This is a genomic window from Candidatus Paceibacterota bacterium, assembly GCA_035452965.1.
Classification (GTDB): Bacteria; Verrucomicrobiota; Verrucomicrobiia; order Limisphaerales; family UBA8199; genus UBA8199.
In genome coordinates this window covers 1-15,514 of record DAOTCE010000003.1, presented here as the reverse complement: position 1 = coordinate 15,514, position 15,514 = coordinate 1, and the positions used below count along the sequence as shown (strand labels likewise).

The 15,514-nt window shown below is 63.9% G+C and carries 14 protein-coding genes; 7 read left to right on the top strand and 7 right to left on the bottom strand.

Translation table 11 applies throughout. The features are described from left to right. Positions 1-47: 47 nt before the first annotated feature. From P5205_04005 to queD, 5 genes are all read left to right on the top strand, one after another. Positions 48-2,270 (top strand): oligopeptide transporter, OPT family, encoded by a 2,223-nt coding sequence (locus tag P5205_04005; protein HSA09513.1) that lies wholly within the window; start codon positions 48-50, stop codon positions 2,268-2,270. A 134-nt stretch (positions 2,271-2,404) separates the two neighbouring features. Beyond that, on the top strand, positions 2,405-3,541 hold the full coding sequence (locus P5205_04000; GenBank protein ID HSA09512.1) for a hypothetical protein: 1,137 nt from the start codon (positions 2,405-2,407) through the stop codon (positions 3,539-3,541). 9 nt (positions 3,542-3,550) lie between these two features. Beyond that, positions 3,551-4,822 carry an MFS transporter gene (locus P5205_03995; GenBank protein ID HSA09511.1) on the top strand — a complete coding sequence of 424 codons (1,272 nt, stop codon included), beginning with the start codon at positions 3,551-3,553 and terminating at the stop codon, positions 4,820-4,822. Then, positions 4,819-6,192: an acyl-CoA reductase gene (locus P5205_03990; protein ID HSA09510.1), complete on the top strand. Its 1,374-nt coding sequence runs from the start codon at positions 4,819-4,821 to the stop codon at positions 6,190-6,192. Before P5205_03995 ends, P5205_03990 begins: the two co-directional genes overlap by 4 nt. Positions 6,193-6,217: 25 nt before the next feature. Then, a complete protein-coding gene (gene queD / locus P5205_03985) occupies positions 6,218-6,586 on the top strand; it encodes a 6-carboxytetrahydropterin synthase QueD (GenBank protein HSA09509.1) in 369 nt (122 codons plus the stop codon). A 19-nt stretch (positions 6,587-6,605) separates the two neighbouring features. Here queD and P5205_03980 read toward each other — a convergent pair whose 3' ends face one another. From P5205_03980 to P5205_03950, 7 genes are all read right to left on the bottom strand, one after another. Continuing rightward, positions 6,606-7,373, bottom strand: coding sequence for a prepilin-type N-terminal cleavage/methylation domain-containing protein (locus P5205_03980; GenBank protein ID HSA09508.1), 768 nt, complete (start codon positions 7,371-7,373; stop codon positions 6,606-6,608). 113 nt (positions 7,374-7,486) lie between these two features. Further along, positions 7,487-8,386 (bottom strand): hypothetical protein, encoded by a 900-nt coding sequence (locus P5205_03975; protein HSA09507.1) that lies wholly within the window; start codon positions 8,384-8,386, stop codon positions 7,487-7,489. A gap of 2 nt (positions 8,387-8,388) precedes the next feature. After that, positions 8,389-9,420 carry a PfkB family carbohydrate kinase gene (locus P5205_03970; GenBank protein ID HSA09506.1) on the bottom strand — a complete coding sequence of 344 codons (1,032 nt, stop codon included), beginning with the start codon at positions 9,418-9,420 and terminating at the stop codon, positions 8,389-8,391. A 5-nt stretch (positions 9,421-9,425) separates the two neighbouring features. Next, positions 9,426-10,535 carry a hypothetical protein gene (locus tag P5205_03965; protein HSA09505.1) on the bottom strand — a complete coding sequence of 370 codons (1,110 nt, stop codon included), beginning with the start codon at positions 10,533-10,535 and terminating at the stop codon, positions 9,426-9,428. Further along, positions 10,532-11,368 carry an HAD family hydrolase gene (locus P5205_03960; protein ID HSA09504.1) on the bottom strand — a complete coding sequence of 279 codons (837 nt, stop codon included), beginning with the start codon at positions 11,366-11,368 and terminating at the stop codon, positions 10,532-10,534. Before P5205_03960 ends, P5205_03965 begins: the two co-directional genes overlap by 4 nt. 272 nt (positions 11,369-11,640) lie before the next feature. Beyond that, the gene (locus P5205_03955; protein ID HSA09503.1) at positions 11,641-12,669 is read right to left on the bottom strand and encodes an NAD-dependent epimerase/dehydratase family protein; all 1,029 of its coding nucleotides are present in this window, start codon (positions 12,667-12,669) and stop codon (positions 11,641-11,643) included. After that, positions 12,666-13,886, bottom strand: a complete 1,221-nt coding sequence (locus tag P5205_03950; protein HSA09502.1) for an N-acetylmuramoyl-L-alanine amidase — start codon at positions 13,884-13,886, stop codon at positions 12,666-12,668. Before P5205_03950 ends, P5205_03955 begins: the two co-directional genes overlap by 4 nt. 124 nt (positions 13,887-14,010) lie before the next feature. Between P5205_03950 and P5205_03945 the strand changes: the two genes are divergently transcribed. Both P5205_03945 and P5205_03940 read left to right on the top strand, forming a co-directional pair. Beyond that, positions 14,011-14,568 (top strand): UbiX family flavin prenyltransferase, encoded by a 558-nt coding sequence (locus tag P5205_03945; protein ID HSA09501.1) that lies wholly within the window; start codon positions 14,011-14,013, stop codon positions 14,566-14,568. Next, a complete protein-coding gene (locus tag P5205_03940) occupies positions 14,565-15,458 on the top strand; it encodes a UbiA-like polyprenyltransferase (protein ID HSA09500.1) in 894 nt (297 codons plus the stop codon). The genes P5205_03945 and P5205_03940 overlap by 4 nt, the downstream gene beginning before the upstream one ends. The last annotated feature ends 56 nt before the right edge of the window (positions 15,459-15,514 follow it).

Sequence of the window (15,514 nt, the reverse complement as noted above, 5' to 3'; positions counted from 1 at the left end):
ACTTTTCACTGGCATCAGGCCAGTTTTCGCGGAGAATCCCGCAACCTATGGCGAGCGAAGCCCCATCGGCCACCGGCTCCGGCACCGGGTTCCAACCTCACGTCCCGCCCGGCGCGGTCATGCGCGAATGCACACCCCGGGCCATCATCGTCGGCACGCTGCTGGGGATGGTGTTTGGCGCTTCATCGCTCTACCTCGTCCTGAAGGTCGGTCTCACCGTCAGCGCCTCAATTCCAGTCGCGGTCATTTCCCTGGCGTTGTTCCGGCTCTGGTCGAAGGCCGGCGGACGCGACGCCACCATTCTGGAGAACAACATTGTCCAAACCGCCGGCTCGGCGGGCGAGTCCATCGCTTTCGGTCTCGGGGTTACCATGCCGGCGATTTTGATCCTCGGCTTCGACCTCGAAATCAGCCGGGTCATGCTCGTAGGACTGCTTGGCAGCCTCCTGGGCATTCTGATGATGATCCCGCTGCGGCGCGCGCTGATCGTGGCCCAGCATGGCCAGCTCAAGTATCCCGAAGGCACAGCTTGCGCCCAGGTGCTCAAGGCCGGGGCCGGCGCGGGGATCAAGGCCTCGACTATCTTCACCGGTTTTGGGATTGGGCTGGCTTACAAGACGCTCATGACGGCGTGCAAGCTATGGAAGGATGTGCCGGAGAAAGTCTTCGGCGCCCCGCTTAAGGGCGGCTCTATCTCTGCGGAAATCTCCCCCGAACTGCTGGGGGTAGGCTACATCATCGGGCCGCGAATCTCCTCCATCATGATGGCAGGTGGCGTGCTCAGTTGCCTGGTGCTAACGCCGCTCATCAAGTTCTTCGGCGAGGGATTGAACAGCGTGCTGCCGCCGGGCACCAAGCCCATTGCCGACATGAGCCCGAACGACATCCGCGGCGCCTATATCCTGTATATCGGCGCGGGGGCGGTCGCGGCAGGGGGCATCATCAGCCTGATGCGGTCGCTGCCCATCATACTGGATAGCATCCGGTCCGGGCTGTCTGATTTCAAGGCTGCCGCCGCTGCCCACACCTCGGTCCTCCGCACCGAGCGTGACCTGTCTATGAAACTGGTGGCCGGGGGCGTTTTCGCCCTGATCCTGGCCATCCTGCTGGCCCCCTCGCTGCACATGAACATCCTCGGGGCAGTGTTGATCGTGGTGTTCGGCTTCCTCTTTGTTACGGTGTCATCCCGGCTCACCGGCGAAATTGGCTCGTCGTCCAACCCTATCTCCGGCATGACGGTCGCGACGTTGCTGCTTACCTGCCTGGTATTTCTGGTCGTCGGCTGGACAGGCGGGACCTACTACGTGACCGCGCTTTCGGTGGGCGGCATTGTATGCGTCGCTGCCTCGAATGCCGGCGCGACGTCGCAGGATTTAAAGACCGGTTTCCTCGTCGGTGCCACGCCCAGGCTGCAGCAGATCTCTATTCTGATTGGCGCCGCCGCGAGCGCGCTGCTGCTCGGCCCCATCCTGTTGCTGTTGAACAACACCGCCACCGTCTACGTGCCCGCAGTACAAGCAGCACCGGGCTTGCGGGCCCCGGCAAACGCGAGGTTCGATGGCATAGAAACTCCGCCGGCCAGGGTTGCGGGCGATTGCGCCGCCGCCTGCCGCGTCTGGCAGAAGACCGACTCCGTCGGCGGCCCGAGCGGCAAATACCTCGTGGACGACACCGGCGCGGCCGTGTGGCTGGTGGACCCGGGCATTAACGGGGTGTTCAGGACGAGACCCGACGGCACGCAGGTGCGGAAGTTTGAGGCCCCGAAGGCTACCCTCATGAGCTACATCATCAAAGGCATGCTCGACCGCAAGCTGCCCTGGGGTCTGGTGCTGTTCGGAGTGATGATTGCCGTGGTGCTGGAGTTATGCGGCGTGTCTTCCCTCGCCTTCGCGGTTGGCGCCTACCTGCCGATTTCGTCCTCCGCGCCCATATTCACAGGGGGACTGGTGCGTTGGCTGGTGGACCGGCAAATGCGGCGCGCGCTCCGCGAGCACAAGCTGGAAGAGGCTGCCCTCGCCGCCGAAAGTGACAAGAGCCCTGGAGTGCTCCTCGCGAGCGGTTACATTGCCGGTGGGGCCATCGCGGGCATTGTCATTGCGATTGTGCAGGGCGTTACAATTCATCTGGATGCGGCTATCAATGCCTGGGCCAGCAAGAACAACCCGTTCTTCGCTGGCCCCTGCGCCGACTGGCTGGCGCTCATGCCGTTCCTCGCCCTGGCTGCTGTCCTCTACATCACCGCCCGTAGAACTGCCCCGGCACGCACTTGATTTCCCGCTCTGCTGGACCGACCCAGCAGCGTAAAGCAGCAAATGGGAACTGCACGCTTGCGGTCAACCTCCAACGCGGCTACATATCTACTCCGGGCTGTGGCGGAAAACCAGCCTGGCTAAATCAAAACCGCATGAGTTCCACCAGCGATCTAACGAGCTTTGCCGCGCGGCTGCGCCGGCTTATGGACGTTGCCCCGAGAGTGCAGGAGCGTGCCTCTGGAGACATGCCGTTCTTCGAACCGTTCGCCCTCGAACTCTTCGCTCTCCAATTCGAGCTGAACCCTCTGTATCGCCGGTTCTGCGAGGCTCGAAATGTGCGAGCCGACACGGTGACGCACTGGACCGGCATCCCGGCCGTGCCGACTTCGGCCTTCAAGAAGTTGGAGGTATCGTGCCTGCCGCCGGAAGCGCGCACAGCCGTCTTTCACTCCAGCGGCACGACCGCGCACCAGCCCAGCCGACATTTACACAACGCTGCGTCGCTCGCAGTGTATGAAGCGTCCGTGCTGGCCTGGTTCAAGGCCCATTTCCAATTCCCGGCCGCCAACTGCCAATTGGCAATTCTCACGCCGCCACCGGCAGATGCGCCGCATTCCTCGCTGGTTCACATGTTCCAAACCATTCGGCGCGAGATCGCTCCCACCGAATCGGCTTTTGTCGGCAGCGTGCATGAGGATGGCGCCTGGACGGTTGATCTGGAAGCTGCGCTGCAAATCCTGCGCAAGGCGTGCGCCAGCGGGCAACCTGTGCTCGTGCCTGGCACCGCGTTTTCATTTGTGCAACTTCTGGATCGCCTGGCGGAACGGAGCCTGCGACTTGAGCTTCCGCCCGGTTCCTGCGCCATGGAGACGGGCGGCTACAAGGGCCGCTCGCGCACTTTGCCGAAAGCGGCCTTGCACGCGTTTATCTCGCAGCGCTTTGGTATTCCTCTGAATCGCATCGTCTCCGAATACGGCATGAGCGAGCTCAGTTCCCAGGCCTACGATTCGCAGGTTGGGTGGCCGGGCGCAGAACCTCCGCTGGCAGCGAACCCGAACGCTTGCTTCTGCTTCCCGCCCTGGGCACGAGTGCAGATCATTTCCCCGGAAACCGGGCGCGAGGTGGGCGAGGGCGAAACCGGTTTGATTCGCGTGTTCGATTTGGCGAACGTGTATTCGGTGATGGCAATTCAGACCGAGGATTTAGGCATCCGCCGCGGCGATGGTTTTGCCCTGGTCGGCAGGGCAGCCGCAGCCGAGCCGCGCGGGTGTTCGCTGCTGGCTGGCTAGGCCGATCCGATGAACGCGCACGACCAACATCGGACCCGGACGCTCTGGCTGACCGGCCTGCTGCACGGCTTCACACACGTGTATCAGGTGGTGTTGATCCCCCTCTACCTGCTGATCCAAAGAGACCTCAAATTGACCAGCGTGGACCAGGCCACTTTGTTGATGACCGTGATGATGGCGGCCTGCTTCGCGCCGAGCTATCCCATTGGGGTGCTGGCGGACCGGATGGATCGCAAGAAACTGCTCGGTTTTGGGCTGGCGCTCAACGGGCTGGCATTTGTGGCGCTGGCGCTGGCGCCAAATTATGCGTGGACGCTCGTGGCGGTCGCCGCGGCCGGATTTGGTGGGAGCTTTTATCACCCCGCCGCCACGGCGATGGTGGCGCGTCTGTATCCGGGCAGCAGGGGCAAGGCGCTTGGGTTGGTCGGCATCGGGGCGAGCGTGGGCTTCTTCGTCGGGCCAATCTACGCCGGCTGGCGCGCGGGCCTGCTCGAACCGGTTTTGGGCCCGGCTGCCTGGCGCCGGCCGGTGCTTGAGCTGGGCCTGCTGGGGATAGCTGTCGCCGCTCTGTTCTACTGGCTGGCGGACGATGAGCAGCCCGCACCAGCGGCCGAGCGCAACTCTGATCGGGCAGGGCGGATGTTTCCCACTCCCGCGCTCTGGATTTTCTTCCTGCTATACTGCCTGGCGTTCAGTGTGCGCGATTTCGCCGGGTCGAGCATGGGCAGCCTCAGCTCGCTGTTCCTGCAGAACGCCCGCAACTACGATCCCAAGTGGACCGGGCTGGCTTTAAGCGGCATGTTTGTCGCGGCGATCATAAGCAATCCGCTCTTCGGCCACCTGAGCGACCGGGGCCGCAAGCGCTGGATCGCACTGGTTCTAACGGTGGCAGCCGCGGCCATGGCGGTCTTTCCGCACGTGCCTTCCGGCTGGACGCTCCCGGTGCTGCTGGTCTATGGGTTCTTCTTCATGGCCAGCTACCCGATGACCGAGGCGGCGCTGATGGACTCGGTGCCGGACGCCGTGCGCGGACGCGCGTTTGGCCTGTTCGTCATGGGCGGCGGTGTGATCGGCAATCTCTCTCACTGGGCAGTGGGCGCGAAGGTCAGGCTCCTTGGACCCGCGGCGCACACGGTCAGCGCTTATTTTCCGATCTACCTGGCCGTTGCTTTGCTGACGCTGGCATCGCTCACCGGGCTGCTTTGCCTGCGCGCCATTCAACGGCGCGAAGGGCCGGTGACGTCGGCAGCGCGCCCGGACTCGATGCCTTTGCTGACATGAACCTGCCTGATTACTTTCTGGCGGACCTGCCCGCGGCGGCGACTCTAAGCCCCGTGATGATTAGCGAGGCGTGCCGGACGCTTAGGCGCAACCGCGAGCGCTACCTGGCCCACCGTTCCACGCACAGCCTCGTGCGCGTGATCAGCGACGTGGCCCGAAGCTGGCGCGAACCGGATTACCAGTTTCGCAAGCTGGCCCTTGAACAGGGGCCAGGCGCAACCGGCTTCCCCCGCGCGACACTGGTCCGGGGGCTGGACGCCTTCTTCAGACAGCTGACACCGGAGCACTTCCACGCCCTGCTGGAACAGGATTTGGGTCACGCGCAGCGGCTCGACGAGATGGTGTCGGGCGATGCCGAGCAAAAGACGCACCGCGCTTCGCTGGTGACCGCTCCGGAGATGCTGGTGCACATCGCGGCCGGCAACCTGCCGAGCCCCACGCTTGGCTCGATGGTGCTGGGCGTGCTGGGGCGGTCAGCGCAGTTCGTGAAGTGCGCCAGCGGCACAACCTTGCTGCCGCGCCTGTTTGCGCACTCGCTGTATGAGGTGGAACCGAAACTGGGCGCCTGCCTGGAAGTGGCCGAGTGGCGCGGGGGAAGCGAGGAGCTGGAGAAGGCCTTGTTCGACGAGGCCGACTGCGTGACGGCCACGGGCACCGATGAAACGCTGGCGGCGATTCGCCAGCGGCTGCCGGGCAAAGCGCGGTTTGTGGGCTACGGCCACCGGGTCAGCTTTGCGTATGTTTCAGGCGCGGCACTGGCCGCCTCGGGCGCGCGGCGGATTGCCGGCCAGGCCGCCGCTGATGTCGCCGCCTGGAACCAACAGGGCTGCCTTTCGCCGCACGTCATTTACGTGGAGCAGGGCGGGGCGGTGCTGCCCGAGCAGTTTGCCGAAATGCTGGCGGAGGAGTTGGAGCGGCGCGAGGAAACCGAACCGCGCGGCGAGCTGCCCGTGGAAGCTGCCGCTGCCATCGCTTCGCGGCGCGCTTTCTACGAGGTGCGTGCCGCCCACTCGCCGGACACCCGCCAGTGGTGCAGCCGGGATTCAACGGCCTGGACAGTGATCTACGAAGCCGATCCGCGCTTCCAGGCTTCCTGCCTGAACCGGTTCATCTACGTCAAGAGCGTGAAGGACTTGACCGAAGCGTTGCAGAGTGCCGACGGCGTGCGGGGCCGAGTTTCGACGGTGGGGCTTGCCGCACCCGAAGACATGGCGCAGGCGCTGGCGACCGCACTGGCGCGCTGGGGGGTCTCACGCGTCTGTCCGCTCGGCCGGATGCAGGAGCCGCCGCTGGCCTGGCGGCACGATGGCCGGCCGGCACTGGGCGACCTGGTGACCTGGACAGATTGGGAGCCGGATCGAGGAAGCTAGAACGTAAATGAGTGGCACGAATTGCATGAAGATGGAACTACGCAAGACCTACCAGTTTGAGGCGGCGCACCTGCTGCCACACCTGCCCAAGTCGCACAAATGCCGCCGGTTGCACGGCCACAGTTTCAAGGTGGAGGTTGCCGTCGCCGGCGAATGCGACCCCAGGCTCGGCTGGCTGATGGACTACGCCGACATCACGCGGGCCTTCCAGCCGATCTGGAAGAAGCTCGACCACTTCTACCTCAACGACATCCCCGGACTGGACAACCCGACCAGCGAGAATGTTGCCGCCTGGATCTGGCGAAGGCTCAAACCAAGACTGCCTCTGTTGACGGAGGTGGTGGTGGCCGAAACTTGCACCGCCCGGTGTGTCTATCGCGGGGAGCAGAGTTGAGCGGGTGGGACGACCCCGCTCACCAGTAGCCGTAGTAGAGGATGTAGGAGGAGGCAAACCGCTTCTGCATCTGCCGCATGCTCTTCCAGACGACCGAGCCGTCAAGGAAGCCGACATTGCCTCCAGCCCCGCCGATCGTTTTCGGGTCGTCGTTCCCACCTGCGTCGTTGATGAACGTGGCCGGTATGGTCGGCGAAGCCTGGCTGGTGCGATTCATCGGCCCGGTCTTTCCGTGTGGCGCCATGTTCAAGCTTCCGCCAAACGTGTTGGCGTCAGCCACGATGAAGTTGGTGCCGGATTCGGTGGTCTTTATCGGCGAGCGCCAGTATTCGGGCGCGGTGGGCGGCCAGCTGCTCAAGGTCGAGGCGTCCAACGCGCGGCCCAGGTAGGCGTAGCCCACCAGGAAGCCGTAAGCGTTCGCATAACGCTTGAAGCTGCCGTAGGTGAAATTCGGGCAGTCCATGACCTTCAAGTTGCCGGTATAGCGGATCATGTTCGTGTAGGTGACGCTGTTGACACGAATAGCGTGCCACTGGGGGGGACGGTTGTTGTCGCGCCCGTCGGGCACATAGTCCTGAAAGTCCATGCCATACATGTGAACGGTGTAAACGGTCTGGCGCATGTTGCTCTTGCAAACGGCGCGCTTGCCTTTTTCCTTGGCCGAGGCCAGCGCCGGCAGCAGCAGCGCCGCCAGGATGGCAATAATGGCAATCACCACCAGCAATTCAATAAGCGTGAATGCCCCTCCGCCGGCTTTGCGAAACCTGCGCCTCAGTTTAACAGGCATGACAAGTTCTCTGTCGGGCACTACAAGAGTATCCTCCACGGCAGGCCGCCGGGCAATTGGAAAAAACGGGCAATTGTAATCTCTCAGTCTGGAGCCGGCGTTCGGGCTGCGGCTCAGGGACGGTAGGACAGGTTGGTGCCGGTCTGCGGGTCCTGGGGGATGGCCTTGAGATACACCGGCACCAGATCCGCAAAACTCGTGGCCGGCCTGCCCTTTTCCAACTCGTAGGCGCGGGCGGCCAACCGGACCAACAAACCCCGCAGCCGGACTTGCTGGGTCTGCACCCTGGCAGCCGATTTTTGCTCAATTTGCTTCGCCTGCCTGGACAAGAGCACCTGGTAGATCCGCTTTCTGAGACCGTAGCTTCGATACGCCCATTCTCTTTCCCGTGCCAGCACGGCTTCCAGCGGCTCACGCCGGCTCTCGGAGGACTCAATCGCGGCAGCGGCTTCGCGGCACTGCCTGGCATCCAGGGCCGGGACCACCTGCTCCAGTCCGCTGGTGCCAATTGCCTCGACAGCGCTGCTCACCATCAAGTCAAGCAGCACCCCGCCCTGACTAATGGCCCTGCCCAATTGGATGATCGAGAGATACGCCTCGGTCGCATCGGCGGGACGGTTTTCCCTTTCCGCCAGGCGGCCTTGCGCCGCCAGGGCCTGGCTGAGGCGTTTGATGCAGGATATATCCTCGATTCGCGCGCGGTTGGTTGGGGAGTCGTCCAGCGGCACCTGGCAGGCACGGGTCAATCCCGTCCTTGCCAGTTTCAGGGCGTCGGCATTCTTCTCCACGAGGGCACGCAGTTCCTCGTCGCTCAGGCTGACGAAACCCGAGGTGTCTTTGGCAAGCATCCGACCTGCCTGCACAAAATCGTCATACCCGTTGGGCTTGGGCAACGGCGGCACAGGCGCCGGCACAGGCGCCGGCCGGCTCAGAGTGAGAACCACTTGGACCACCACCAGCAGGACCGCAAGGATGGAGAAACCAATCAGCAACCTGGCGATTAGGCGCGACACACTTATGAATTGCCTGGCGAGACGGCCAGACGCCGAATCTCAGGAACATCAGCCGTGCCCGTGGTGCCGAGTTTATGGACGACCACAGATGCGGCAGCGTTAGCCAGCTCCAGGGTTTCGCTCAGGGTGGCGCCGGCGGCCATCGCCACCGTCAGATTGGCGGACACCGCGTCTCCAGCTCCGACGACGTCAATCTCGCCGCGCCGAGGCAGAGCGGGGGTGCAATGGGTTTGGCCGTCCGGCGTGGCGCCCAGCATGCCGCGAGCCGCCTGCGTGACGAACACATTCCGGCCATTCCGGCGCGCCAGGTCAACGGCGGCGGCTTCAATCTGCGCTGGGCTCAACTCGCCCGGCATTCCCGTTAACGCGGACAACTCGGCCGCGTTCATCTTGAAGACGACCGGCGGGAAGCCCCGCAACCCACGCCGGCTGTCGGCGAGCACCAGCAGCCCCGGCCTCGTCTCCACCAGACTCTCCAGCGCCGCCAGAACCTTCCGGGTCACGACCCCGGTTTCCGGAATACCAACCTGGTCCAGCACAATGATCGCATCCACCTGCGCCGCCACCTCCAGGAGTTGGGTGGCCAGGAGTTCCTGGAGCCACGTTGAGGTCGGCGTCCAGTTCTTGAGATCCAGGCGGTTGAGCTCCACGGGCGGCTTGTGGGGCTCCACCATGAGCGGTTTGCAGTAGGTAAACGTGTGCCGGTGCGGCGTGCGCACCATGTGGCGCGACTGCACCCCGGCCAGACCCTCCAGCGCGCGGCATAGTTCGTACCCCTCTCCATCCTCGCCAATCAAGCCTAGCGGGAAGATCGCTCCAATTCCCAGCGCGGCCAGATTGTTCACGATGGTCCCCGCGCCGCCCGGCTGCGCGCGCACGTTCACGACATTGTGGACGGGCAGCCCAGTCTCGAGGGAGGTTTCCTGCTTCGTTGGGTCAATCTCCAGGTAGCGGTCGAGGCAGAAATCGCCCACGACTGCGATGCGCAACGCGGGATAGCGCTCGACGATTTCGTTGAAGCGCGCAGCGTCCATGCTTCTCAGCGTAGCAGCAGCTGGAGCAGGTTATGCAGGAACCCTACGTTATCGCACTGGACGTAAGTCATGTTGCCCCCCATGCGGGAGAAGCTCTTGCAGAAGCGCAGGTAGTAGGCCGGGTTGTCCTTGGGCGGTTCGCCCTGGGACCAGTCCCACTTCCCGCCGTCCTGGATGTCCACCACGAAGAACTCGTGGTCGCGCACGATGGGCCGCCCGGCCTGCAACCGCAAGTTGTTGACGCAACTGAGGCTCTTTTCAAACACCTGCGGCGCCATCACCGCCGAACCGACCGAAAGCACCACGCCGCCATCCAGTCCTTCCACCGCGCGGCAGAATAGCTGGAAATCCGATGCCGCCGCCCGGCCAACTGCCGCGCCGCTGAACATGGGGTGTGTCGCGATAATGTCGTAGCCGATCCCGGGATGGACTGTCAGCGGCACGTTGGCGCGAAACGCTTCCGCCAGGATCGAGTGCTCCTTCCACCGATGCGGCACCGTGGTCCGCCCCGCCGGCAGGTGATGAACGAGCATGGTCCGAAGCAACTCCGCCTGGGCCGCGGCGGCTGGGTCCGCCGGCCGGTCCCGCAGCGACTTCTCCAGGGACTCTGTCGTGGGAAGCGTCACACCGTCCTCGCAGATGAAGCGGCCAAGGCTGCGCCCGTAGCCGTCGTTGCGCAATGCGCCGGCGAGGAGCGCCAGTTGAAGGCAGCGCCCGGTCTCGTCCCACGTGCCGAATGTGCCCGTGGCCACGTTCTGGCGGACGCTCTCCTCCGTACGACCGAGAAATGACAACTCCCAATCGTGGATGGTGCCCGCCCCGTTGGTGGCGAGATGGGTCACCCAGCCGGACTTGACGAGCTGGTTTGCAATCGCCATGGCGCCGTTCTTGATCAGGTGCGCGCCATACATGAGGATGACGCTGGCGTTGCGCTTGCGGGCCGTCGCGACCTGCCGCGCGCACTTGCGGATCAACGCCAGGATCTCCGGCTCGCAGGCGCGAGGAGGCCGGCTGGGATCTACCAGGATCTGCTCAAGCGAGCTTAAGCTCTGCCGCTCTGCCAGCGGATAGACCTTTACTTTGCTGAGGTCCAGGGGTTCAGGGAACTCTTTCATGGGCCAAGAATACACTCCATCAGCGCCGCGGCATCACGATAATCCGGAATGAGCATGTCGGCGCCCGCGGCGGCCAGCACCTTGTGCTTTTGCGGCTGCATGGCGCCGGAGCCATTCCGCTCCTCGTCGCTGGCCACCCCCACCGCCAGCCCGCCCGCGGCCTTCGTCACCTCGATCTCCACCGGCCCGTCGCCGAGGGACAGCAGGTGTTCGCCCGAAATGCCTTCCTCCCGCAGCAAGCGCTCAATCACCGCCCGCTTCGAGGACTGCGCCACATCGGCCGTGCCGCCGTAAATGTGGCGGCCAAAATAGCGCGCCAGGTCGAGCAGGTCAGCCTCCTCCTTGATCCGATGCTCGATGGTGCCACTCAGAATGATCAGGGTCAGGCCGCGCCCGCGGAGCGCTTCGAGCAAGCCCCGCGCACCGTGCACCACGAAATCCTCCCGGCGCGCTTTCCCGGTCAGAATCGCCTCGGTCCGTTCCCGGATCACCGTGTCGAGCCGTTTCTGATATTCCCGCAGCAACGCTTCGGGGCTGGGGGGCCGTCCGCCACGCTCGCGCAATCGCTCCACGCCACGGATCATTTGGTGAATTGAGGACTTGCCGTTTAACGCGAGGATGTCCTCCATCAGCAGCTCGTGCACCGCTGCGCCGGCGTGGTCCTTCGTGTCGGGCAGGTATTCCCGGAACACTTCAAACATCAGCTCCGGCCAGCCATGCCGCAGCCAGGACAGCGTGCCGTCGAAGTCAAATACCACGTGGCTGATTTGCGAGCGCGGTGAGAAGCCCGGGCCGAATTCCACTAATCCCTCGAACGACGGTACGGGGAGCATTTATTCGCCAGTAACCCCTGTTTTTGGTGAAAAGTCAATCCCAGGGCCGGCGGCAGTCATATCGCTTCCAGGCAGTTGGAACCCTGCGCGGCACCGCCGAAGCGTCCAGAAAGGGATAGGGGGCCGTTTCCGGCGGATTTGCGCAACTCATTGCGGCTAAAGGACTTGTGACAAATCTGGCCTCTGGAACTCGCTTTGCAGCCGGTCTTGATCGTAAGTGCAACAAAGCCAGCGGTTTACGCCAAAATCCATCACTGATGTCAAGGCTGTATCTACGGTGTGGGTCCGGTGTGGATACGGTTAGGATACGGTGTGTCTCCTTTGCAGCCTGACACCAGCTCAATAATGGTCCGCAGCCGGGTGAGCGGACGAAAGCCGACCGTCGCGGCCAGTTTCTCCACCACCGGCTTGCGGCGGCGCATATCGTCAAACCCGGGTTCATAGGCCCGGCTGTATGGGACAAGTTCAACCACTGAGCTGGACCCCAGGAGCTCGATTACCAGGCCGGCCAGGTCTCGCATGCTGATTTCCTCGGTGCTGCCTACGTTGAACACCTGCCCGTGTGCCGCCGGGCAGTTTTGCAGGCGCACCAGTGCTTCAACTGTGTCTCCCACATAGCAGAAGCAGCGGGTCTGTAGGCCGTCGCCAAAGACTCGAAGCGGTTCTCCTCGCCTGGCTGCGGTGATGAACCGCGGCAGCACCATGCCGTACTGCCCGGTCTGACGCGGGCCAACAGTGTTAAACAGGCGCGCGATGATCACCGGCAGCGCCTGTTCCTTCGCGTAGGCCAGCGCCAGGAATTCGTCCATCAGCTTCGAGCACGCGTAGCTCCACCGCGACTGGTGCGGCGGGCCGATCAGCAGGTCGTCTTCCTCGCTAAACGCTTCCTTCTGGCTCTTGCCATACACCTCCGAGGTGGAGGCCAACAGCACGGGCACGCCCTCCGCCGCCGCCGCTTCCAGCAGCACCTCCGTCTCGTGCAGGTTCGTCTCCAGCACATGAATCGGCGACCGCACCACCAGGTCCACTCCCACCGCCGCCGCCAGGTGGTAAACGCATTCCGCCTCCGCCACCAACTGTCCCAACACGCGACAGGTCGAGAGCTTTGACTCAATCACCCGCAGCCGGGAACTGGTCTTGACCGCGCGCAGATTGTTCAGGCTCCCGGTCGAGAGGTCATCCACCACGGTCACCGAATTGCCCTCCGCCAGCAGCCGCTCCACCAGGTGCGACCCGATGAACCCCGCCCCGCCGGTGACCAGAATCCTTTGCGGGCTGCGAGCTGCGGGCTGCGGCGTCACTGGGATCCCGCCTTCCTGGACACCAACTCCGCCCGACGGTTTGGGTCGTTCGGTCCTGGAACCCCCGTTTCGGACTTCGCGCTTCTGCCTTCGGAAGTCTCCACGACCGCCAGGGCGATTCCTTCCGCCAGGCGCTGCCGATAGGCCGGATCGGCGATCCGCCGCGCCTCGGCGGGATTGGACAGGTAGCCTCCCTCCACCAGCACCGCCGGGCGGTTCTGTCCGCGCAGCACCCCCAGGAACCGCGCCCGCCGCACGCCCCGATCCAGCCGCCCGTTGACTTGGAGCAGCGCCCGATGCACCCGCAACGCCAACTGCAGGTTCTGCGCGTCGAAAGCGTTGTTGGGAAACGCCAGTGCCGGGTCGTCGCCGTAGCCCCGGCTGAGGTTCGAAGGCATGCCCGTCGGCGTGAGGCAGTAAGTCTCCAAGCCGGCCTCGCGATCGCTCGGTGCCGCGGAGTTGAAATGCAAACTCAGGAACAAGTCGGCCTGGTGCGCCTCGGCGAACGCGACCCGGTTCGAAAGCGCCATGTCCACGTCCGCGGTGCGCGTCAGAAACACCTGCCACCCCTGCTCGGCCAGCAGCGCCCCCGCCCTGCGCGCCCAATCCAGCGTGAAGTCCTTCTCGTAGCCATAGCCCAGAACGCACTTGGCCCCCGAATCATTGCCGCCGTGACCCGGATCGATGACGATCGTCAGGTTGGTTCCCTGAAGGCTTGCGGATCCTCCGGTAGCCAGTGGTTCCAGCGTCTTGCTCAGGTCGAGCGTGTGCATGTAGGGCTGTCCATCTATCACCTGCGGCGGGAACCCCAACCGCAGTTCCAGACCGTCCCAACGCGCTGAATCACTGCCCGCGCGAATCACGAATACACCCTTGGCCGTGCTTAACGAATAGGTCGGGAACATTGCCACCGCCAGCAGGTTCGGCGCCGCCAAACCCTTAGCCAGGCACCAGCGGCCCAGCGGAACCCAGGTCTGAGTCGGCTCATCGGTGACAACAATCGGTGGCGGGACTGGCGCCGCTTCAGGGGATGGCACAACCACCGGGGCAGGCGGCACTGCCGGCGTGGCAGCTACCTCCTCCTGTTCCCAATCCGACACCGACTCACCTGGCTCATGCGGTCTGGTAGCGCAACCCGCCAGCGCTACGGCCAGCAGGCAGAACACCCAAACGCAGCCGCCTGGCTCGCGGGCAAACACATTGCCTGATTCTGACACTTGGGTATTGTGCGCTTGCGCCGTCGCGACACAAGCCGTTTCCGCGCCCGCGCGCAAACCCGCTTGCCGTATCGGTTGCCCGTGGCCATATTCTGGCAGTCTGCAACGCAAACATTCGTCGCTCTTGAAAATACTTGTCGCCATCACCGGAGCTAGTGGCGCGCTTTACGCCCAGCGCCTGCTGGATAACCTTGATCCCTCCCGGCACCAGGTTCACGTCATTCTCAGCCAATACGCACCGGCGGTCATCGCTGAGGAACTGCCCGGCGGCTTGCGCCTGCCTCCCGGCGTAATCCCCCACAACCTCAAGAGCATGAACGCCCCCTTCGCCAGCGGATCCAACGCGCCCGACGCCATGGTCGTCATCCCGTGCAGCATGGGCACCCTGGGACGCATCGCGCACGGCTACAGCGAGAACGTTCTGCTGCGCGCGGCCGACGTGGCCCTGAAAGAGAAGAAGAAGCTCATCCTCGTCCCCCGCGAGACGCCGCTCAATCTGATCCATATCAGGAACTTCGAACTCCTTCTCCAGGCGGGCGCTACCATGCTCCCCGCCAACCCCTGCTTCTACTCGCGCCCGCAAAACGTTGAGCAACTCGTTGACACTGTTGTCGCCCGCGTCCTTGATCACCTCGGCCTGCCGCAACAACTCGTCCCCCGCTGGCAGGAGGAGCGGGAGTGAACGCCCTGCGCAAATGGGCTTCCTTCGTCAAGTTCCCCCACACTGTCTTTGCCCTGCCGTTTGCCGTAGCCGCCATGGCCATCGCCGCCCGCGATAACCGCGGCTGGCCCGGCTGGCGCACCTTCGGTTTAATTCTCGCGGCGATGGTATGCGCCCGCACCTGCGCAATGGCCTTCAATCGCATCGTGGACCGCAAGTTCGACGCCCTCAACCCTCGCACCGCCGACCGGCACCTGCCCACCGGCCAGATCACCCTGGCCAGTGCCGTGACCTTGTGTGTGCTCTCGGGCGCCGGATTCGTTATCGCCAGTTTCCTGCTTAATCCTCTCTGCTTTTGCCTCTCGCCAGTCGCGCTCGCCGTCATCTGTTTCTATTCTTTGACCAAGCGCTTTACTGATTACACCCACGTCTTTCTCGGGCTGGCCCTGGCGCTGGCCCCCGTCGGCGCATGGCTCGCTGTCAAGGGCGCGGACATCTCCCCCTGGGAAGTCCTCCAGATGGTCGTCCTGGCCGGCATTGTGATTCTCTGGCTTGTCGGCTTCGATATCATCTACGCGCTGCAGGACTACGAATTCGACCGAGCACACGGCCTTCGCTCCCTCGTCGTCGCCTGGGGGCCCAAGAATGCCCTGCAAACGGCCTTCCTTGCCCACCTCATCACGTGCGGCCTGCTGCTGGTCTTCGGACTCCTTTGCCGATTCCGCATCGCCTACCTCGTCGGTTGGATGATTATCGTCCTCTGCCTCGTCCTGGAGCATTGGATTGCCCGCCGCCGCAGCCTCAATTGGATCAACCTCGCCTTCTTCCGCCTCAACGCCGTGGTCAGCGCCGTCTTCCTGCTCGTCGTCCTCACCGAAGTCGTCTTCCGAAGCGGCTTCCGCCTGCGTTGAACTAGGACGCACCTTTTCAAGCTGGAGAGCGCCAGGAAACCGGGGATTTGGCGAAC

Excerpts from the sequence above, each read along its gene's own strand:
- P5205_04005 (HSA09513.1), top strand. The coding sequence starts at position 48 with ATGGCGAGCGAAGCCCCATCGGCCACCGGCTCCGGCACCGGGTTCCAA.
- P5205_04000 (HSA09512.1), top strand. The coding sequence starts at position 2,405 with ATGAGTTCCACCAGCGATCTAACGAGCTTTGCCGCGCGGCTGCGCCGG.
- P5205_03995 (HSA09511.1), top strand. The coding sequence starts at position 3,551 with ATGAACGCGCACGACCAACATCGGACCCGGACGCTCTGGCTGACCGGC.
- P5205_03990 (HSA09510.1), top strand. The coding sequence starts at position 4,819 with ATGAACCTGCCTGATTACTTTCTGGCGGACCTGCCCGCGGCGGCGACT.
- queD (HSA09509.1), top strand. The coding sequence starts at position 6,218 with ATGAAGATGGAACTACGCAAGACCTACCAGTTTGAGGCGGCGCACCTG.
- P5205_03980 (HSA09508.1), bottom strand. The coding sequence starts at position 7,373 with ATGCCTGTTAAACTGAGGCGCAGGTTTCGCAAAGCCGGCGGAGGGGCA.
- P5205_03970 (HSA09506.1), bottom strand. The coding sequence starts at position 9,420 with ATGGACGCTGCGCGCTTCAACGAAATCGTCGAGCGCTATCCCGCGTTG.
- P5205_03965 (HSA09505.1), bottom strand. The coding sequence starts at position 10,535 with ATGAAAGAGTTCCCTGAACCCCTGGACCTCAGCAAAGTAAAGGTCTAT.
- P5205_03960 (HSA09504.1), bottom strand. The coding sequence starts at position 11,368 with ATGCTCCCCGTACCGTCGTTCGAGGGATTAGTGGAATTCGGCCCGGGC.